This is a genomic window from Cupriavidus sp. IK-TO18 (genome assembly GCF_015549295.1).
Classification (GTDB): domain Bacteria; phylum Pseudomonadota; class Gammaproteobacteria; order Burkholderiales; family Burkholderiaceae; genus Cupriavidus; species Cupriavidus oxalaticus_A.
Map to the genome: position 1 here is coordinate 222,332 of NZ_JADGMP010000005.1, position 19,651 is coordinate 241,982.

18 protein-coding genes are annotated in these 19,651 nt (G+C 67.3%); 8 read left to right on the forward strand and 10 right to left on the reverse strand.

Going from position 1 to position 19,651, the window contains the following annotated elements; translation table 11 throughout:
* Positions 1–143: 143 nt before the first annotated feature.
* From IPF36_RS03485 to IPF36_RS03495, 3 genes are all read right to left on the reverse strand, one after another.
* On the reverse strand, positions 144–617 hold the full coding sequence (locus tag IPF36_RS03485; protein WP_135705662.1) for an aminoacyl-tRNA deacylase: 474 nt from the start codon (positions 615–617) through the stop codon (positions 144–146).
* A gap of 176 nt (positions 618–793) precedes the next feature.
* Entirely contained in the window at positions 794–2,296 is a 1,503-nt protein-coding gene (locus IPF36_RS03490; protein WP_116320835.1) for a tripartite tricarboxylate transporter permease, read from the reverse strand.
* 13 nt (positions 2,297–2,309) lie between these two features.
* On the reverse strand, positions 2,310–2,771 hold the full coding sequence (locus tag IPF36_RS03495; RefSeq protein WP_029045514.1) for a tripartite tricarboxylate transporter TctB family protein: 462 nt from the start codon (positions 2,769–2,771) through the stop codon (positions 2,310–2,312).
* Between the two features lie 363 nt (positions 2,772–3,134).
* Here IPF36_RS03495 and IPF36_RS03500 point away from each other — a divergent pair, with 363 nt between their 5' ends.
* On the forward strand, positions 3,135–4,916 hold the full coding sequence (locus IPF36_RS03500) for a potassium/proton antiporter (protein WP_135705661.1): 1,782 nt from the start codon (positions 3,135–3,137) through the stop codon (positions 4,914–4,916).
* A gap of 114 nt (positions 4,917–5,030) precedes the next feature.
* On the opposite strand, the gene IPF36_RS03505 is transcribed toward IPF36_RS03500, so the two are convergent.
* The 3 genes from IPF36_RS03505 to IPF36_RS03515 form a co-directional block, all read right to left on the reverse strand.
* Positions 5,031–6,026 carry a tripartite tricarboxylate transporter substrate binding protein gene (locus IPF36_RS03505; RefSeq protein ID WP_135705660.1) on the reverse strand — a complete coding sequence of 332 codons (996 nt, stop codon included), beginning with the start codon at positions 6,024–6,026 and terminating at the stop codon, positions 5,031–5,033.
* A gap of 28 nt (positions 6,027–6,054) precedes the next feature.
* Positions 6,055–6,510, reverse strand: coding sequence for a DUF2214 family protein (locus IPF36_RS03510; RefSeq protein ID WP_133097402.1), 456 nt, complete (start codon positions 6,508–6,510; stop codon positions 6,055–6,057).
* 131 nt (positions 6,511–6,641) lie between these two features.
* Complete coding sequence (locus IPF36_RS03515; RefSeq protein ID WP_195427334.1) at positions 6,642–7,862, reverse strand: CaiB/BaiF CoA-transferase family protein; 1,221 nt, start codon at positions 7,860–7,862, stop codon at positions 6,642–6,644.
* Between the two features lie 328 nt (positions 7,863–8,190).
* Here IPF36_RS03515 and alaS point away from each other — a divergent pair, with 328 nt between their 5' ends.
* Positions 8,191–10,815: an alanine--tRNA ligase gene (gene alaS, locus IPF36_RS03520; protein ID WP_135705657.1), complete on the forward strand. Its 2,625-nt coding sequence runs from the start codon at positions 8,191–8,193 to the stop codon at positions 10,813–10,815.
* A 72-nt stretch (positions 10,816–10,887) separates the two neighbouring features.
* Here alaS and IPF36_RS03525 read toward each other — a convergent pair whose 3' ends face one another.
* The 3 genes from IPF36_RS03525 to IPF36_RS03535 all read right to left on the reverse strand — a co-directional run bounded on the left by IPF36_RS03525 (position 10,888) and on the right by IPF36_RS03535 (position 14,124).
* On the reverse strand, positions 10,888–11,652 hold the full coding sequence (locus tag IPF36_RS03525) for a slipin family protein (protein WP_133097405.1): 765 nt from the start codon (positions 11,650–11,652) through the stop codon (positions 10,888–10,890).
* A 2-nt stretch (positions 11,653–11,654) separates the two neighbouring features.
* Entirely contained in the window at positions 11,655–13,118 is a 1,464-nt protein-coding gene (locus IPF36_RS03530) for a nodulation protein NfeD (protein ID WP_135705655.1), read from the reverse strand.
* A 109-nt stretch (positions 13,119–13,227) separates the two neighbouring features.
* A complete protein-coding gene (locus IPF36_RS03535) occupies positions 13,228–14,124 on the reverse strand; it encodes a LysR substrate-binding domain-containing protein (RefSeq protein WP_135705654.1) in 897 nt (298 codons plus the stop codon).
* Positions 14,125–14,264: 140 nt separating this feature from the next.
* Between IPF36_RS03535 and IPF36_RS03540 the strand changes: the two genes are divergently transcribed.
* From IPF36_RS03540 to IPF36_RS03565, 6 genes are all read left to right on the forward strand, one after another.
* Positions 14,265–15,539, forward strand: coding sequence for a YbfB/YjiJ family MFS transporter (locus tag IPF36_RS03540; protein ID WP_135705653.1), 1,275 nt, complete (start codon positions 14,265–14,267; stop codon positions 15,537–15,539).
* A 125-nt stretch (positions 15,540–15,664) separates the two neighbouring features.
* A complete protein-coding gene (locus IPF36_RS03545) occupies positions 15,665–16,441 on the forward strand; it encodes a class II aldolase/adducin family protein (protein ID WP_135705652.1) in 777 nt (258 codons plus the stop codon).
* Between the two features lie 54 nt (positions 16,442–16,495).
* Positions 16,496–16,684, forward strand: coding sequence for a 4-oxalocrotonate tautomerase (locus IPF36_RS03550; protein ID WP_029045525.1), 189 nt, complete (start codon positions 16,496–16,498; stop codon positions 16,682–16,684).
* 22 nt (positions 16,685–16,706) lie between these two features.
* The gene (locus tag IPF36_RS03555; protein ID WP_135705651.1) at positions 16,707–17,750 is read left to right on the forward strand and encodes a low specificity L-threonine aldolase; all 1,044 of its coding nucleotides are present in this window, start codon (positions 16,707–16,709) and stop codon (positions 17,748–17,750) included.
* A 62-nt stretch (positions 17,751–17,812) separates the two neighbouring features.
* A complete protein-coding gene (locus tag IPF36_RS03560) occupies positions 17,813–18,397 on the forward strand; it encodes an NUDIX domain-containing protein (protein ID WP_133097410.1) in 585 nt (194 codons plus the stop codon).
* Between the two features lie 40 nt (positions 18,398–18,437).
* Positions 18,438–18,665, forward strand: a complete 228-nt coding sequence (locus IPF36_RS03565) for a sulfurtransferase TusA family protein (protein WP_029045528.1) — start codon at positions 18,438–18,440, stop codon at positions 18,663–18,665.
* 70 nt (positions 18,666–18,735) lie between these two features.
* Here the strand turns inward: IPF36_RS03565 and galU are convergent, their stop codons facing one another.
* Positions 18,736–19,626, reverse strand: a complete 891-nt coding sequence (gene galU, locus IPF36_RS03570; protein WP_133097411.1) for a UTP--glucose-1-phosphate uridylyltransferase GalU — start codon at positions 19,624–19,626, stop codon at positions 18,736–18,738.
* Positions 19,627–19,651 lie beyond the last annotated feature (25 nt).

Consider the following 19,651-nt stretch of genomic DNA (forward strand, 5'->3'; position numbering starts at 1 on the left):
GCCTGCCGTTTGAGCGGCAGCTCGGCCCCCGTCACGGTGTCATGCCGTGCCGGGGGCCGGGCATGCGCGTCGTCACCAACAGCGGCGCGCAAAAAAACGGCCGGCACGCGCCGGCCGCCAGATTGCTGACGTATGGCTTTGCCCTACATCATCCTGTGCGCGAAGTGCCCGCGCTTTGCATCGGCCATCAGTTCCATGAACTGGTCGGTGCTCATGTGCACCAGTTCCTGGTGGTCGCCCGCTTCGAAATAGACGTCGGCGTGCGTCAGCAGGCTGTCGTCCAGCCAGGTCTGCGTGCCATACGCCATGCCGACCGGCGGGATCGCGCCGTGGTCGCAGTCCCTGAAGACTTCGCGCACGCCATCCTCGTGCGCCAGCGACAGGTTGCGTCCGGTCTGCTCGCGGATCTCGGCAAGTTTCAAATGGTGCGTGGAAGGAATCACCGCGGCGACATAGCCGCTGTCGTCTTCCAGCAGGACGGTCTTGGCCAGGCGGTCTCCGGGAATGTGTGCAGCGTGTGCAGTGGCCATGCTGCTCAGGCTGTAGGGGTGCCGAACGGTGTCGAACTGGCTGTGCTTGGTGCTCAGGCATTTCGCCAGCGTATTAGCCATGGTCATGATCTCAAACCTCCGACGCGCTCATCGCGACAGTTGTCCGGGTGCTAATACTATAGGTCGCTGCGGGCCTGGTGGAGGCGTGTCACCGCGTCAATTCCCGGCAACAAAAAAAGGCACCTCGCGGTGCCCCCAGTGTTGCATTGCGAGCCGGCCCGCAGGCCGGCGGCAAGTCCTGCTTATTCTTCCTGGAACGCTTCTTCGCGCTTGGCCTTGATCGACGGCAGCGCCACGATCACCACCAGCACCGCCGCGGCGATCAGCAGGCCCATCGACAGCGGACGCGTCACGAACACGCTGAAGTCACCACGCGACAGCAGCAGCGAGCGGCGGAAGTTTTCTTCCATCATCGGCCCCAGCACGAAGCCGAGCAGCAGCGGAGCGGGTTCGCAGCGCAGCTTGATGAACAGGTAGCCGATCACGCCGAAAGCCGCGGTCTGGAACACATCGAACGTGGTGTTCTGGACCGAGTACACGCCGATGCAGCAGAACGTCAGGATGGCCGGGTACAGGTAGCGGTAAGGCACCTTCAGCAGCTTCACCCAGATGCCGATCAGCGGCAGGTTCAGCACGATCAGCATCAGGTTGCCGATCCACATCGAGGCGATCAGGCCCCAGAACAGCGCCGGGTTGCTGGTCATCACCTGCGGGCCGGGCTGGATGTTGTGGATGGTCATCGCACCCACCATCAGTGCCATCACTGCGTTGGGCGGAATGCCCAGCGTCAGCAGCGGGATGAAGGAGGTCTGCGAAGCCGCGTTGTTGGCCGATTCCGGACCGGCCACGCCTTCGATCGCGCCCTTGCCGAATTCCTGCGGGTACTTGGAGGTCTTCTTCTCCAGCGAGTACGCCGCGAACGAAGCCAGCGAGGCACCGCCGCCCGGCAGGATGCCCAGCGCTGAGCCCAGCGCCGTGCCGCGCAGCACGGCCGGAATCATGCGCTTGAAGTCTTCCTTGGTCGGGAACAGGTTGGTGATGTGGTCGGTGAAGGTCTCGCGCTGCTCCTTCTGCTCCAGGTTGGCGATGATTTCAGCAAAGCCGAAGATACCCATTGCCACCGAGACGAAGTTCAGGCCGTCGGTCAGTTCCGGCACGTCGAACGAGAAGCGCGCTGCGCCCGAGTTCACGTCGGTACCCACCAGGCCCAGCAGCAGGCCCAGAACGATCATGGCGATCGCCTTGACCAGCGAGCCCGAGGCCAGCACCACGGCGCCGATCAGGCCCAGCACCATCAGCGAGAAGTACTCGGCGGGGCCGAACTTGAAGGCCAGTTCCGACAGCGGCGCGGCGAACGCGGCCAGGATCATGGTGGCCACGCAGCCGGCGAAGAACGAGCCCAGGCCGGCGGTGGCAAGCGCCACCCCCGCTCGCCCTCGTCTTGCCATCTGGTAGCCGTCGATGGTTGTCACCACCGAGGACGATTCACCCGGCAGGTTCACCAGGATGGCCGTGGTCGAGCCGCCGTACTGGGCGCCGTAGTAGATGCCGGCCAGCATGATCAGCGCGGCCACCGGCGGCAGCGTGTAGGTCACCGGCAGCAGCATGGCGATGGTGGCCAGCGGCCCCAGGCCCGGCAGCACGCCGATCAGGGTGCCCAGCACGCAGCCCAGGAAGGCGTACGCCAGGTTCTGGAAGGTCAGGGCGGTGGAGAAGCCCAGGCCCAGGTTAGTGAGTAGTTCCATGTTGGCGGCCTCCTTAGCTTGCCAGGAAAGCCGGCCACACCGGCATCTGCAGGTTGATGCCGTACACGAACGCGCCCAGGCTGATCAGCACCAGGATGATGGCGTTCAGGATGGCACCCTTCCAGCTGAATTCGTGGCTGGCCATCGACGACACCAGCACCAGCACCAGCACCGACAGCACCATGCCCAGCGGCTTGAGCAGCAGGCCGAACAGCACCACCGAGCCCAGAATCCACAGCAGCGTCTTGATATCCCAGCGGGCCAGCTGGTCTTCCTCAGCCTTGGAAGACAGCGAGCCCCACAGCACCAGCACGCCCAGCAGGGCAAGCACGATGCCGAGCCAGAACGGGAAGTATCCGGGTCCCATTTTTGCGGCGGTTCCCATGGAATAGCCGCGTGCGACCCAGGAAAAGCCGAATCCGACCAGGATGAACATCAGGCCGGAGGCGAAGTCCTTTTGGCTACGTATGCGCAAAGTGAATCTCCTCGAAAAGACGCTTGAAATCTGCGGTTGACCCTTTGTTGCCCTGCATCAATGCGGTCTGCAACGAAGGGCCCTCCTGCGGGCAGGGTGGAAGTTAAGGGGGCGACCTTTCAGCTACCTTTCAGATGTCTGCAAACAGGGTCATGGTTCGGGTATCCCCTAGTGAGATGGCGCTTAAAAGGCGCCTGGCCGGTCCGCAAAGCCAGTCTGGACGCGGGCTGGCGGGTGGGGCGGCGAGAGGCGCTGCGCTATCATCCCGGGCATCTGTACTGCAGTCTCCGGGGGCGCCGGCCTGAAAGCCCTGTAAGGTTTGAAAGGTTCCGGCAAGGACCCATACGTGACGCAAGGAGCAGCTTGGAGAGCATCGACCACGTCATCCTGATCGGTGGCATCGTGATGTCGCTGGGCATCGTGCTGGGAGCGTTCTCGGCACGCTTCGGCGTGCCGTTCCTGCTGGTGTTCCTGGCAGTCGGCATGCTGGCCGGCGTGGACGGACCCGGCGGCATCCGCTTCAACGACACCTGGCTCAGCTTCCTGGTCGGCAACCTGGCGCTGGCGGTGATCCTGCTCGACGGCGGCCTGCGCACGCGCTTCGCCACCTTCCGGGTTGCGCTCAAGCCGTCGCTGTCGCTGGCGACCGTGGGCGTGCTGGTGACAGCCGGGCTGGTGGGCGTGTTCGCGGCGTGGCTGCTCGGTATCGACTGGCGGCTCGGGCTGCTGCTCGGCGCCATCGTCGGCTCGACCGATGCGGCGGCGGTTTTCTCGATGCTTCACAGCAGCGGCATCCGCCTCAAGGACCGGGTCGCGAGCGTGCTGGAGATCGAGTCGGGCATCAACGACCCGATGGCGATTTTCCTGACCCTGACGCTGATCGAATGGGTCACCGCACCCGGCGGGCTGACGCCGCTGGGGTTGGTGATGAGCCTGCTGGTGCAGTTCGGCGTGGGCGGTGTGCTTGGGCTGGCGCTGGGATACTGCCTGGCCCGTGTGCTGGAGCGCATCCACGTGGCCGAAGGCCTGCAGGCGATCCTGCTGTGCGCAGGCGGGGCCATGGTGTTCGCGCTGGTGCAGACCGCCGGCGGCAGCGGCTTCCTGGCGGTGTACCTGACCGGCATGCTGATCGGCAACCGCGAGCGCGCGGTCACCGCCGACGTCATGCGCGCGATGGACGGCATGGCCTGGCTGGCGCAGTCGGCAATGTTCCTGCTGCTGGGCCTGCTGGTGGCGCCGCATCGGATCCTGGAAGTGGCCGGGCCCGCGGTGGCGGTCGCCGCGTTCCTGATGCTGGTGGCGCGCCCGGTGGCGGTGTGGGTGGCGCTGCTGCCGTTCCGCTTCAATGCGCGCGAGAAGGGCTTTATCGCGTGGATGGGCCTGCGCGGCGCGGTGCCGATCGTGCTGGCGCTGTTCCCGCTGCTGCGCCAGGCGCCCGAGGCCGGCTTGCTGTTCCGCATCGCCTTTGCCGTGGTGCTGGCCAGCCTGCTGTTCCAGGGCACCACCGTATCGGTCGCGGCGCGGCTGGCGCGCGTGCGCCGGCCCGGCTATCCGGAGCCGGTGGCGCGTTCGCGGCTGCGCGGCACGCGCGCGCCGATCCTGGAGGTGATGCAGTTCTGCGTGGGGCCCAACGCGCCGGTGGAAAACGTGCGCGCCGACCAGCTCGAACTGCCGCCGCGCAGCCGCCTGCTGACGGTGGCGCGCGACGACGCGCTGGCCGAACCGAATCAGACCGTACTGCGCGCTGGCGATGCGGTTAGCGTGCTGGCACCGGCGACAACGCTGCCGAGGCTCTCGCTGTTGTTCCAGAGCCCTGGGCGCGCGCCCACCTGGGAGGAGGTCTCGCACGATTTCCTGCTGTCCGGCGATGCGCCGTTGGGCGACGTGGCGGCCATTTACGGCACGCGCGCGCTGACGCCGGAGGAAGAAGCGTTATCGCTGGAAGCGGCGATGCTGCGGGTGTTCACCTCGCCGCCGGTGGAGGGCGACAGCGTCGAGATCGCGGGGGTGCCACTGACGGTGACGCGGATGGAGGGGGCGAAGATCCTGCAGGTGGGATTGCTGCTGCCGCGGCTGGAGGGGGATTCCGGCGGGAAGCTGTGGGTGAGGCGGCGCAGGGAGGAAGCGGGCCGCGAGCGCGCTTGATTTGCGTTGGTTTGCTCCCCCCTCCCGCCTGCGGGAGAGGGAGAACACCTTGCTTGGGCTAGCTCGCGCGGCTTGGGAGCACCCAAAGCCGTTGGTCCTGCGATGGTTTGGACTTCAGTCCACCTTCGCCCCCGACACCTTGACGATCTGCGCATACTTCTTCAGTTCCTTCTGCACCAACGCCCCAAACTGCTCGGGCGTGGTCGGCGCCGGCTGTGCGCCGATCCGGGCCAGGCGCGCCTTCATGTCGTCCGTCTTCAGGATCGCTACGATCTCGTGGTTCAGCTTGTCCACGATTTCTCGCGGCGTATTGGCCGGAGCGAACACGCCGAACCACGTCGAGATATCGAAGCCTTCCAGCCCCAGCCCCTTGCCGGCCTCGGCAATGGTCGGCAGTTCGGGGAACGCCGCCGCGCGGCTGGCGGTGGTCACGGCGAAGGCCTTGAGCTTGCCCGCCTTGATATTGGCCGATGCCGAAGCCAGGTTGTCGAAGATCAGGTCGGTCTGGCCCGACAGCACCGACAGCTGCGCGGGCGACGCGCCGTTGTAGGGGATATGGACCATGCTGATCTTCGCCATGCTCTTGAACAGCTCGCCCGACAGGTGCCCGGCGCTGCCGTTGCCACCCGAGGCGTAGTCCAGCTTGCCCGGGTTCTTGCGCGCGTAGGCGACCAGGTCGCGCACGTTGTTGATGTGCAGGTCGGCGGCCTTGCCGGGGTGCATCACCAGCACGTTGGGCACGTCGGCGACCAGCGTGATCGGCGCGAAGTCCTTGACCGGGTCGTACGGCATCTTGCTGAACAGCGTCGGGTTGATGGCATGCGTGGCCACCGCGCCCATGACGATGGTGTAGCCGTCGGCCGGCTGCTTGGCGACGTAGTCCGCGCCCAGGTTGCCGCCGGCGCCCGGCTTGTTCTCCACCACCACGGGCTGGCCCAGGCTGTCGCGCAGCTTGTCGCCGATGGCGCGCGCCACGGTGTCGAGCGGGCCGCCGGCGGGATAGGGCACCACGAAGCGGACGGGCTTGGCGGGGTAGGCGGTGGTGGCCGCGGCGGCGGCGGCGGGCATCAGCGCCGCGGTCAGCGCGGCGGCAAACAGTTTCTTCAGCATGTTGCGGATGACAGAGGGATTGGGATTCTTAGCGGGCCCCGATGCCGCGCGCCATCATCACGGCGCACAGCGGCAGCAGGATCACCAGGTGCGATTCGATCATGACCCAGCGCCGCGCCGCCTTGATCTCGGACGGCGGCGGCACGTAATCGGGCAGCCTGCGCGCCTGCTTGCGCCAGCGCGCGATGGCAAAGGTCGGCGGCAGCGAGCACAGCGCGATCAGCACGAACACGCCCATCTTGGCGTGGAACCACGGATTGTGCAGGTAGAAGTCGACGCCCTTGGCGCCGTAGAACAGGCGCAGCAGGCCGGTCCCCAGCGCCAGCATCGCCGACAGGAAATAGAACAGGTCATACAGCGACAGGCGCCGCACGGTGGCCGGGGTCAGGTCCGGGCGCAGTGCCACGGCCTCGGCGGCCATCAGCGTGATCAGGACAAAGATCGCAAGGAAATGCAGGAAGGCCAGGATGGCGTCGGTCAGCATGGGTTCTCCTTTGCTTTGCGCAGGCCCGCGCGGGGGGCGCGGGCCCGTGGAAAGTACTTCAGTGGGAACTGAACTTCCGGAAAGCACCTGCGGCAGGGCAGGCCTGGCCTGCCGCGGTCAGGAGGAGAATCTTACAGCACACCTTTTGCGCGAAGTGCGGCGATCTGCCCGGCGCTGTAGCCCAGGGTCTCGCCCAGCACCGTGTCGGTGTGCTCGCCCAGCAGCGGCGGGTGGCGCAGCGCCTGCGGTGGCGTCACGCTCATCTTGATCGGGCTGCCGACCAGCTTGACCTCGCCCGCGCTGGGGTGGGGCAGGTCCACGCGCAGGCCGCGCGCCTTGACCTGGTCGTCCTCGAACACGTCGTCGAGCGTGTTGATCGGGCCGCACGGCACGCCCGCGGCTTCCAGGTCGCGGATCCACTGCGCGCGGGTGCGCGGGCGCACCATCTCGGCCAGGATCGGCGCCAGCACGTCGCGGTTGGCCACGCGCTGCGGGTTTTTGGCAAAGCGCGGGTCGTCGGCCAGCTCTGGCCGGCCGCCGTCGGTGACGAACTTGCGGAACTGCCCGTCGTTGCCCACCGCGACGATGATCCAGCCGTCGGCGGCCTGGAAGGTCTGGTAGGGGACGATGTTGGGGTGCGCATTGCCCCAGCGGCGCGGCGCCTCGCCGCTGGCCAGGTAGTTGGTGTTCATGTTGGCGAGCATGGCCACCTGCACGTCGAGCAGCGCCATGTCGATGTACTGGCCCTCGCCGGTGCGGTCGCGGTGGGCGAGTGCCGCCAGCACCGCGATGGTGGCGTACTGGCCCGTCATCAGGTCGGAAATCGCCACGCCGGCCTTCTGCGGGCCGCCGCCGGGCAGGTCGTCGCGCTCGCCGGTCAGGCTCATGAAGCCGCCCATGCCCTGGATGATGAAGTCATAGCCGGGGCGCGCGGCGTACGGGCCGGTCTGGCCGAAGCCGGTGACAGAGCAGTAGATCAGGTCGGGCTTGACCTGCTTCAGGGAGTCGTAGTCCAGGCCATATTTCTTCAACTGGCCGACCTTGTAGTTCTCCAGCACCACGTCGCTCTGCGCGGCGAGGTCGCGCACGATCTGCTGGCCCTCGGGCGTGCTGATGTCGCAGGTGACCGAGCGCTTGTTGCGGTTGGCGGCCAGGTAGTAGGCGGCCTCGGCGGTGTCGCGGCCGTCTTCGTCCTTGAGCCAGGGCGGGCCCCAGGTGCGGGTGTCGTCGCCGGCGCCGGGGCGCTCGATCTTGATCACATCGGCGCCGAAGTCGGCAAGGTTCTGGGCGCACCAGGGACCGGCGAGGACGCGGGTCAGGTCGAGGACGCGGAGATGGCTTAAGGCTCCCATGGCGGTAGAAGAAATTCTGAGGTGATGCGGGGAAGGATCGGAAAACCGGCTGCCGGCGCCGCGGCGCGCAATGGCCGGCGCGGGGTGCCTGCACTGTATCACCCGGGCCCGGCGAGGCAAGCCATAAAGTGATGCAATCGGCTCTCCGTGGTATTTGATTTGGGCGATAGCCGGCCGGTCCCGGGGCGCGGTGCCTGGTCTGCCTGCCATGCCCCCGCCATGCCCCCGCCATGCCCTTTTGGGGCTGGCTTGCCCGTATAATCAACGGTTTGCAAATCCAAAACTGACTCGTCGCGCCCGGCCCAGCCGCAGCAGCGTCCGCCATCCCATGAAAGTCTCAGACATTCGCAGCAAGTTCCTGCAGTTCTTCGAATCGAAGGGCCATACCGTGGTCCGCTCGTCCAGCCTGGTGCCGGCGAACGACCCGACGCTGCTGTTCACCAACTCCGGCATGGTGCAGTTCAAGGACGTGTTCCTGGGCACCGACAAGCGGCCGTACACCCGCGCGACCTCGTCGCAGCGTTCGGTGCGCGCCGGCGGCAAGCACAACGACCTGGAGAACGTGGGCTACACCGCCCGCCACCATACGTTCTTCGAGATGCTGGGCAACTTCTCGTTTGGCGACTACTTCAAGCGCGATGCCATCCTGTACGCGTGGGAACTGCTGACCAGGACCTACCAGCTGCCGGCCGAAAAGCTGTGGGTGACAGTCTACGCGGAAGACGACGAGGCATACGACATCTGGGCCAAGGAAGTGGGCGTGCCGACCGAGCGCATCGTGCGCATCGGCGACAACAAGGGCGCGCGCTACGCCTCGGACAACTTCTGGCAGATGGCCGACACCGGCCCGTGCGGCCCGTGCTCGGAAATCTTCTACGACCACGGCCCGGAGGTGTGGGGCGGCCCGCCGGGATCGCCGGAGGAAGACGGCGACCGCTACATCGAGATCTGGAACCTGGTGTTCATGCAGTTCAACCGCGACGAGCAGGGCAACATGACGCCGCTGCCCAAGCCGTGCGTGGATACCGGCATGGGCCTGGAGCGCATCGCCGCGGTGCTGCAGCACGTGCACAGCAACTATGAGATCGACCTGTTCCAGGCACTGATCAAGGCCGCCGCGCGCGAGACCCATATCGACAACCTGAACCAGAACTCGCTGAAGGTCATCGCCGACCATATCCGCGCGTGCTCGTTCCTGATCGTCGACGGCGTGATCCCGGGCAACGAAGGCCGCGGCTACGTGCTGCGCCGCATCGTGCGCCGCGCCATCCGCCACGGCTACAAGCTGGGCCAGAAGACCCCGTTCTTCCACAAGCTGGTGCCGGACCTGGTCGCGCAGATGGGCGAGGCCTATCCGGAACTGGCCGAAGCCCAGTCGCGCGTGACCGAAGTGCTGAAGGCCGAGGAAGAGCGCTTCTTCGAGACCATCGAGAACGGCATGTCGATCCTGGACGCCGCGCTGGCCGAGCTGAAGCTCAAGGGCGGCAAGACGCTGGACGGCGAACTGGCCTTCAAGCTGCACGACACCTTCGGCTTTCCGCTGGACCTGACGCAGGACGTGTGCCGCGAGCAGGAAATCGCCGTGGACGAGGCCGCGTTCGATGCCGCGATGAGCCGCCAGCGCGAGCAGGCGCGCGCCGCCGGCAAGTTCAAGATGGCTGCCGGCCTGGAGTACACGGGCGACAAGACCGTGTTCCATGGCTACGAAAAGCTGGAACTGCCGCGGGCGTTGGTCACCGCGCTGTATGTGGATGGCGCCTCGGTCGACACCATGCAGCCGGGCCAGACCGGCGTGGTGGTGCTCGATAACACCCCGTTCTACGCCGAGTCCGGCGGCCAGGCCGGCGACCAGGGCGTGCTGAAGGCTGGCAACGCTGTATTTGCTGTCGCCGACACCACCAAGGTCCAGGCCGACGTGTTCGGCCACCAGGGCACGCTGGCAGGCGGCGCGCTGAAGGTGGGCGACGCCGTCTCGGCGCAGGTCGACGCGCTGCGCCGCGCGCGCACCGTGCGCAACCACTCGGCCACCCACCTGATGCACAAGGCCCTGCGCGAAGTGCTGGGCACGCACGTGCAGCAGAAGGGCTCGCTGGTGGATGCGGACAAGACCCGCTTCGACTTCTCGCACAACGCCGCGCTGACCGAAGAGCAGATCCGCAAGGTGGAAGAGATCGTCAACGCCGAGATCCTGCGCAACGACGATACGCACGCCGAGATCATGCCGTTCGACGATGCCGTCAAGAGCGGCGCGATGGCGCTGTTCGGCGAGAAGTACGCCGACGACGTGCGCGTGCTGTCGATCGGCACCTCGAAGGAACTGTGCGGCGGCACCCACGTGCATCGCACCGGCGATATCGGCCTGTTCAAGATCGTGGTGGAAGGCGGCGTCGCTGCCGGCATCCGCCGCGTGGAAGCGATCACCGGCGACAACGCGCTGCACTACCTGCAGAACCTGGATGCCAGGCTCAACGAAGCCGCTGCCGTGCTGAAGGCGCAGCCGTCGGAACTCGTGCCGCGCATTGGCCAGGTGCAGGACCAGGTGCGCGCGCTGGAGAAGGAGCTGGAGCGCCTGAAGAGCAAGCTGGCGGCTTCGCAGGGCGACGAGCTGGCGGCGCAGGCCATCGACGTGAAGGGCCTGAAGGTGCTGGCTGCCCAGCTCGACGGCGCCGACGTGAAGACGCTGCGCGAGACCATGGACAAGCTCAAGGACAAGCTGCAGAGCGCGGCGATCGTGCTGGCGGCCGTGGCCGACGGCAAGGTCAGCCTGATCGCCGGCGTCACCGCCGATGCCACCGGCAAGGTCAAGGCCGGCGAGCTGGTCAACTTTGTCGCCCAGCAGGTGGGTGGCAAGGGCGGCGGCCGTCCGGACATGGCGCAGGCTGGTGGCACCGAGCCGGCCAAGCTGCCGCAGGCGCTGGCGGGTGTCAGCGAGTGGGTGGCGGCCAAGGTCTGATGGCCTGACCATTCCGCAAGCCGATTCGCAAGCAGATGAAGAAGGGGCGCCAGTGGCGCCCCTTCTGCTTTCCTACTTCTCGGTGTTGCCCATGGCACTCCGCAGCGTCGTCAATAAATCCATCGGCAACGGAAACACGATCGTCGAACTCTTGTCCCCGGCGATCTGCGTCAGCGTCTGCATATAGCGCAGCTGCATCGCCTGCGGCTGCCGCGCCAGCATCTGCGCCGCTTCCAGCAGCTTCTCGGATGCCTGCAGCTCGCCCTCGGCGTGGATCACCTTGGCGCGCCGCTCGCGCTCGGCCTCGGCCTGCCGCGCAATCGCGCGCACCATCGACTCGTTCAGGTCGACGTGCTTGATCTCGACGTTCGAGACCTTGATCCCCCACGCATCGGTCTGCGCGTCCAGCACCTTCTGGATATCGAGGTTGAGCTTTTCCCGTTCGGCCAGCATCTCGTCCAGTTCATGCTTGCCGAGCACCGCTCGCAGCGTGGTCTGCGCGAGCTGGCTGGTGGCCTCGAGGAAGTTCGCTACCTGGATAATCGCCAGCTCAGGATCGACCACGCGGAAATACACAACCGCGTTCACCTTGACCGACACGTTGTCGTGCGAGATCACGTCCTGCGGCGGCACGTCCATCACCACCGTGCGCAGGTCCACCCGCACCATCTGCTGCACGGCGGGAATGATCAGCACCAGGCCCGGACCCTTCACCTTCCAGAAGCGCCCAAGCATGAAGACCACGCCGCGCTCGTACTCGCGCAGCACGCGGAACGACGTGATGATGAGCAGCGCCACCAGGAAGATCAATCCGCCGAAGCTGAATCCGAATGCCATGTTCACGCTCCCTTTTTTGGAGTCGGTTGAGCAGCAGAGGGCGCGGCGACCACTTCGAGCACCAGCCCGTGCCGCGCGGTCACCACCACCGGCGTGCCGCGCGCCAGCGGACTCGCGCTGCGCACGCGCCAGCGTTCGCCGCGCACCGAGGCCCAGCCTTCCTGGCCGGGTGCGTCAGGCACGTCGTCGAGCAGTTCGCCGCGGCTGCCGACCAGCGTGTCGGCGCCGCTGACCACCGGCCGCCTGCGCGAGCGCAGCAGCAGCGCCGACATGCCGAATACAAAGAACGCCGACATCGCCGACAGCGCCGCCACCATCGGCAGCGGCACGCCGAAACCCGGCACGTCGGTGTCGATCAGCATCACCGCGCCGAAGGCAAAGGCAATGATGCCGCCCACGCCCAGCGCGCCGAAGGTCGGCAGGAACAGCTCGGCGACCATGCAGCCGATGCCGAGCACCACCAGCGCCAGCCCGGCATAGTTGACCGGCAGCATATGCAGCGCGAACAGCGCCAGCAGCAGGCAGATCGCGCCAACGATGCCGGGCACCACCATGCCTGGCGTGGAGAACTCGAAAATCAGCGCGTAGATGCCGATCATCATCAGCATCAGCGCCACGCTGGGCTCGGTGATGACGGCCAGGAAGCGGTTGCGCCAGTCAGGTTCCAGCGTCACCACCGGGGCATCGCGCGTGCGCAGTTCGCTGGTTTTGCCGCCCGCGGTGACCAGCTTGCGGCCTTCGACCTGGCGCAGCAGTGCGGGCAGGTCGGGCGCGACCACGTCGATCACCTTCTGCGCCAGGGCTTCGTCGGCCGACAGGCTGACGGCTTCGCGCACGGCGCGCTCGGCCCATTCGACATTGCGCCCGCGCAGCTGGGCCAGGCCGCGGATATAGGCCGAGGCATCGTGCATCTGCTTGCGCGCCATGGTGTCTGCCGCGGCAGGTTCGCTTGACGGCGCCGAGGCCGGCGTTGAGCCCGGCAGGGCGTCCGGCTTCTGCGGCCCGCCGATGCCGATCTGCACCGGGCTGGCCGCGCCCAGGTTGGTGCCCGGCGCCATGGCCGCGACATGGCTGGCGTAGAGGATGTAGGTGCCCGCGCTGGCCGCGCGTGCGCCGCCCGGATAGACATAGCTGGCCACCGGCACCGGTGACGCCAGGATTGCCTGGATGATCTCGCGCATCGAGGCATCGAGCCCGCCCGGCGTGTCCATTTCCAGCACCACCAGCTGCGCACCGCCTTCGCGGGCGCGCGCAATGCCGCGCAGGATAAAGCTGGCGCTCGCCGGGCTGACCGCGCCTTTGAGCGGGATCACGTAGACCGGCGGGGTGGCCGTGGCGGCAGGCGCGGAGGCGGGTGCGGCGCGCGCATGCAGGTTGGCGAAGCTGACGGCCAGTGCAGCGCTGCATGCCAGCACCAGGCCGGCCAGCAGCCGAATCGCCCGCATAAACGCGGTGGCAGGTTTCATCGCAAGGGCGGGGCACGCAGGGTGCCGGGGTGGCGCCACTTTCAGTGTAGGCCACCGGGCACATCTTGCATGGCGGCAATGTGCCGACAGCCGGTCGCCGCGAGGGCGCTCAGGCTGCGACGAGCTCGGCCTCGCCTTGCGGTCCGGGTGCGTGCTTGCGCAGCATATCGACCAGCGCATGCAGCGCGGCGCCCGCCATGGCCGGATGCCAGGCCAGCATGGTGCGCACGCGGCCCGCAGGCCCCAGGCCGTGCTGGCTGATGGCGGGCAGGTCCCGGTACAGGGCCAGCACCGATCGCGGCACGATCGCGGCGCCGATGCCGGCCGCCGCGCAGGCGACGATGGCATGGTAGGAGCCCAGCTCCAGTACGCGTGGCGGCGGGGCCGAGTCGCCGCCGGCATACCAGGCCTCGACGCGCGCGCGGTAGTTGCACCCGGACTCGAACGCCAGCAGCGTCGGCACTTCCAGGTCGGCGGAGGAGCGGATCGGGCGATGCCCGGCACGCGCGATTACCACCAGCTCCTCCTCGAAGGCGGGAACGGCCGCCAGCCCCGGCTCGGAAAGCGGCTCGGCGACAAAGGCGCAATCGACCTCGAAGCGCGCCAGCGCATCAAGCGCCTGCCGCGTCGCCAGCGTCACCAGTTCCAGCTGGACCTCGGGCCACGCCTGGTGGTACGCCGCCAGCACATTGGGCAAGCGGCTGGCCGCGGTGCTTTCCATCGAGGCGATGCGCAGGCGGCCGCTGGGACGTGCCGGCAGCACCGCCTGGCGCGCTTCCTCGGTCAGCTGCAGGATGCGGCAGGCGTAGTCGAACAGGGTCTGTCCCGCCGGCGTCAGCACCATGCGCCGGCCATCGCGCACGAACAGCTCGACCCCGAGCGACTGCTCCAGCTGGCGGATGCGAGTGGTCACGTTGGATTGCACCCGGTGCAGCCGCTCGGCCGCACGGGTGATGCCGCCGGCTTCGACGACGGCACGGAAGATTTCAAGCTCGGCAAGGTCCATGGCCATGGTCTCCGGAACGGGAATCCGAAATCCATCTCGACTAATGATGCATTACATCTGGATAATTCATTTTTCGGGATGGCATTCACAGCGTAGCATACAGGGACTGCAATGCAACCGCTGCGCCCACAGCCAGAGCCATGTCCAAGCTCCACAGCCTCGATCCCGACCAGGTCGCCGCCGCCAGCCCCACCACTTCGATACCGGCCGCGCCGTTGCGTCACGCCGGTCCGGTGGCGGTGGCGATGGCCGGCCTGGTGTCGCTGGCGGTGGTGATGGGAATCGGCCGTTTCGCCTTTACGCCCTTGCTGCCGATGATGCTGCACGACCGCATCGTCGACCTGCATCAGGGCGGCTGGCTGGCGACGGTCAACTACATCGGTTATTTCCTCGGTGCCGCGCTGTGCATGTTTATCCGCCCCGACGCCCTGCGCATGGTGCGCTGGGGCCTGGTGGCGACGGTGCTGCTGACGCTGGGCATGGCGCTGCCGGGGGGCATGCCGGCGTGGTCGCTGTGGCGCTTCGCCGCCGGCGTGGCCAGCGCGGTGGTGCTGGTCTATACCGCCGGCTGGTGCCTGCAGCGGCTGGCCGAACTGGGCAAGCCGCAACTGGGCGGGCTGATCTTCTGTGGGCCGGGGCTTGGCATCGTCGCCACGGGCCTGGGCGCCTCCGGCATGGTCGGCGCGGGCTGGCATGCCGACCATGGCTGGCTGGCCTTCACCGTCTTGGCCGCGGTGCTTGTGGCTCTGGTGTGGCGCATTTTCGTGGCGCCGCCGATCGCCGCGGACGCCGGCCAGGCGCGCGCCACTGGCGCCGCGCAGCCGGCCGGCGCCGCCGCGCGGCTCGACGCCCAGACCTGGACCCTGACGCTGGCCTACGGCCTGGCCGGCTTCGGCTACATCATCACCGCCACCTTCCTGCCTGTGATCGCGCGCGAGGCGCTGCCGGGCACGGTCTGGGCCGACCTGTTCTGGCCGATCTTCGGCGCCGGCGTAGCGGTCGGCGCCGTGCTGGCGACGCGGGTGAGCATGGCGCACGACAGCCGCAAGCTGCTGACGATTTCCTACGGCATGCAGGCGCTGGGCGTCGCGATTGCGGTGCTGTGGCCGACGGTGGCGGGGTTTGCGCTGAGCAGCCTGCTGGCCGGCCTGCCGTTCACCGCGCTGGTCGCCTTCGCCATGCGCGAGGCCCGGCGCCTGTGGGGCCCGCACGCGCCGCGGCTGATGGGGTTGATGACCGCGTCGTACGGCCTCGGCCAGATCGCCGGACCGCCACTGGCAACCGCGCTGGTGGCGCGCACTGGCGGCTTCGCCAGCTCGCTGGCCTGCGCGGCGGCGTCGCTGCTGGTGGGTGCGCTGGTGTTCGCCTGGATGCGCCGCGCCTGGCCGCTGGCGCCCGCACGGAGCGGATCGTGAAGGTGCGCTACAGTATCGCCTTTGCCGCCTGACGCGCCACGCATCGCGGCTGCCGCGCCTGCGCCGCAGCACAAGGCCGGGGCCGACCCCGGCACGCGAGACCGGGCGGCGCAGGAGCGAGCCCCATGTCTTTTGCCTTGCAGCCCGCGCGTGCCGCGGGCGCCTCCCCGCAGCCTGTCTCCGCCGAAGAGCAGCGCGTGCGCCTCGACCTTGCCGCCGCCTACCGGCTGGCCGCGCGCGAGGGCTGGGATGACCTGATCTACACCCATATCTCGGCCACCGTGCCCGGCGAGCCGGACCATTTCCTGATCAACCCGTTCGGCTTTGCCTTCGACGAGATCCGCGCCAGCGACCTGGTCAAGATCAATGGCCGCGGCGAGGTCGTCGGCGAGACTGTCCACCCGGTCAACGTCACCGGCTTCGCGCTGCACGCCGCCGTGCACGCGGCCCGGCCCGACGCGATGTGCGTGATGCACCTGCATAACACCGCCGGCATCGCGGTGTCGGCGCAGGCAGCCGGCCTGCTGCCGCTGTCGCAGCACGCGATGCGCTTTTACGGCCGCATCGCTTATCACGACTACGAAGGGCTGGCCTTCAGCCCGGCCGAAGGCGGGCGGCTGACCGCTTCGTTGGGCGAGCACCCCGCCATGCTGCTGCGCAACCACGGCACGCTGACCGTGGGCCGCACCGTGGCCGAGGCCTATGTGCTGATGGCGACGCTGATCAAGGCCTGCGAGATCCAGATCGCTGCGCAGGCGGGCGGCGCGCTGGTGCAGCCGGATCACGGCGTCGCCCACAAGACCTCCGGGCAACTGTTCGACAACGGCGCCATCGAGGGCGTGATGGAGTGGCCCGCGCTGCTGCGCAAACTCGATAGAATCGATCCTTCCTACCGGGACTGATTGCCACGTCCCGTGGCGACTACCTAGAACACCAATCATCACAAGGAGCATTGCATGCCGACTTTCCACGTCGAAATGTTTGAAGGCCGTACCATCGATCAGAAGCGCAAGTTCGTCGAGGAAGTGACGCGCGTCACCTGCGAGACGCTGGGCTGCTCGGCCTCGGCCGTCGACATCATCATCACCGACGTCAAGCGCGAGAACTGGGCCACCGGCGGCGAGCTGTGGGCCGACAAGAAGTAAGGCACTGAACGGCCTGGACACCATGCAGCACTTCGCCTCCGACAACTACGCCGGCTTCTGCCCGGAATCGCTCAAGTATTTCCTGGAAGCCAATGCCAGCGGCCACGAGCAGGCCTATGGCGACGACACCTGGACGCAGAAGGTCTGCGACCGCATCCGCGACCTGTTCCAGACCGATTGCGAAGTGTTCTTCGTGTTCAACGGCACGGCGGCCAACTCGCTGGCGCTGTCGGCGCTGTGCCAGTCGTACCACTCGGTGATCTGCCACGAACTGGCGCATATCGAGACCGATGAGTGCGGCGGCCCGGAGTTTTTCTCCAACGGCTCCAAGCTGCTGACCGCGCCGGGCGAGGACGGCAAGCTCACGCCCGATGCGATCGAGGCGCTGGTCACGCGCCGCTCGGACATCCACTACCCCAAGCCCAAGGTGGTGTCGCTGACGCAGTCGACCGAGGTCGGCACGGTGTACAGCGTGGAAGAGGTGCGCGCGATCGCGGCCATCGCCAAGCGCCGGCAGCTGCGCGTGCATATGGACGGCGCGCGCTTTGCCAATGCGGTGGCGTCGCTGGGCGTGCATCCGTCCGAGATCACCTGGCGCGCCGGCGTCGACGTGCTGTGCTTCGGCGGCACCAAGAACGGCTTGCCGGTGGGCGAGGCGGTGGTATTCTTCGACCGCCGCCTGGCCGAGGATTTTGCCTATCGCGTCAAGCAGGCCGGGCAGCTGGCGTCGAAGATGCGGTTTATCTCGGCGCCATGGCTGGGGCTGCTCGAGAACGATGTGTGGCTGGCCAACGCGCGCCATGCCAACGCCATGGCGCAACTGCTGCAGCAGCGCATTGCCGACATCCCCGGCGTGCGCATCATGTTCCCGACGCAGTCCAACGCCGTCTTCGCCGAGCTGCCGCTGCCGGCGATCGAGGCGCTGCGCGCCAGGGGCTGGCGCTTCTATACCTTCATCGGCGCCGGCGGCTGCCGCTTCATGTGTTCGTGGGACCTGCAGCCGCAGACGGTGGAGGCGCTCGCCGCCGACATGCGCGCGGCATGTGGCGCCTCAAGGGGTGCCTGAGCAGGTGCTTGAACGAGGCGGCGCGATCATTCTGATAACGAGACACCTACAGGAGCCCCCCAATGCAATACCGATTCTGCCCGCAGTGCGGCGCGCCGCTCGAGGTGCTGCCGCTGTCCGGGCGCGAACGCCATGCCTGCGTGCAGCATGAATGCGGCTTCGTGCACTGGAACAACCCGCTGCCGGTGCTGGCGGCGGTGGTGGAGTACCAGGACAAGCTGCTGCTGGCGCGCAACGCCGCCTGGCCGGAGAAGATGTTTGCGCTGGTGACGGGGTTCCTGGAGCGCGACGAGCCGCCCGAGCTGGGCGTGGCGCGCGAGCTGAAGGAAGAGACCAACCTCGATACCGAGTCGGTCTCGCTGATCGGCGTCTACGAGTTCATGCGCAAGAACGAGCTGATCATCGCCTACCACGTCAAGGCGACCGGCACCGTCCAGCTGTCCGAGGAACTGGCCGAATACAAGCTGGTGGCGCCCGAGGACGTGCGCGTGTGGTCGGCAGGTACCGGCTTCGCCGTGGCCGACTGGCTGGCCGCGCGCGGTTACCCGGTGCGCTTCTTCGACCGGCAGACCGGCGCGGATATTCCGGACCCGCGCCGCCCGCATGACTTCAGCCAGGTCGGGGCTTCGCTACAATATCGCTGGTGAGAGTCCCCCGAATAGCCTCAGAACCCGAAGGAAGAGACGAATGGAGTTCCAGAAAGAAGTGGATGCGCGCGGCCTGAACTGCCCGCTGCCGATCCTGCGCACCAAGAAGGCGCTGGCCGACATGGCCAGCGGCGAAGTGCTGAAAGTGCTGGCGACCGATCCCGGCGCGACGCGCGATTTCCAGGCCTTCGCCAAGCAGACCGGCAACGAGCTGCTGTCGCATTCGGAAGTCGACAAGGTGTTCGTGTTCTACATGCGCCGCCGCTGATCGATCTCGAAGAGAGACAAAGAAAAAGCCGCTTCAAGCGGCTTTTTCATTTGGTGAACGAGGCGAACGTTCAGCTGTTCGGCCGCGTCAGGTGCTCGCGCGATTCCAGATAGGCGCTGAATTCGGCGCCGACTTCCGGGTGCTTCAGCGCAAACTCGACCGTCGCCTTCAGGTAGCCCAGCTTGCTGCCGCAGTCATAGCGGCGCCCCTGGTATCGGTAGGCCAGCACCTGCTCCTGGCCCAGCAGCGACTGGATCGCGTCGGTCAGCTGGAACTCGCCGCCGGCGCCAGGCTTCAGCTCGCGCAGGTGGTCGAAGATGCGCGGCGTCAGGATGTAGCGGCCGACCACGCCCAGGTTCGACGGGGCGTCTTCCGGGGCAGGCTTTTCCACGATGCCCGATACCTTGATCACGCCTTCATCCCACTCGCGGCCATCGATCACGCCGTAGGAGCGGCTCTGCTCCGGCGAGATTTCCTCGACGCCCAGCACCGAGCAGTTGTAGTGGTTGAAGGTATCCACCATCTGCTTCATCACCGGCGGGTTGCCGTCGATCAGGTCGTCGGCCAGCATGATCGCGAACGGGGTGTCGCCGACCAGCTTGGCGGCGCACAGCACCGCGTGGCCCAGGCCCAGCGCCTCGGGCTGGCGCACGTAGTAGCACTCCACGTTGGCGGGCTTGATCGAGCGCACCACGTCCAGCAGCGCCTGCTTGTTCTTGGCTTCCAGCTCGACTTCCAGCTCGAAGGCCTTGTCGAAATGGTCCTCGATGGCGCGCTTGGAGCGGCCGGTGACGAAAATCATCTCGGTAATGCCGGCGGCCATGGCTTCTTCCACGGCGTACTGGATCAGCGGCTTGTCCACTACCGGAAGCATTTCCTTCGGGCTGGCCTTGGTGGCTGGCAGGAAGCGGGTGCCCAGGCCTGCGACCGGGAAGACGGCCTTGGTGACGCGATTTTCCATATCAGGTGTACCTCTCAGATGCTGG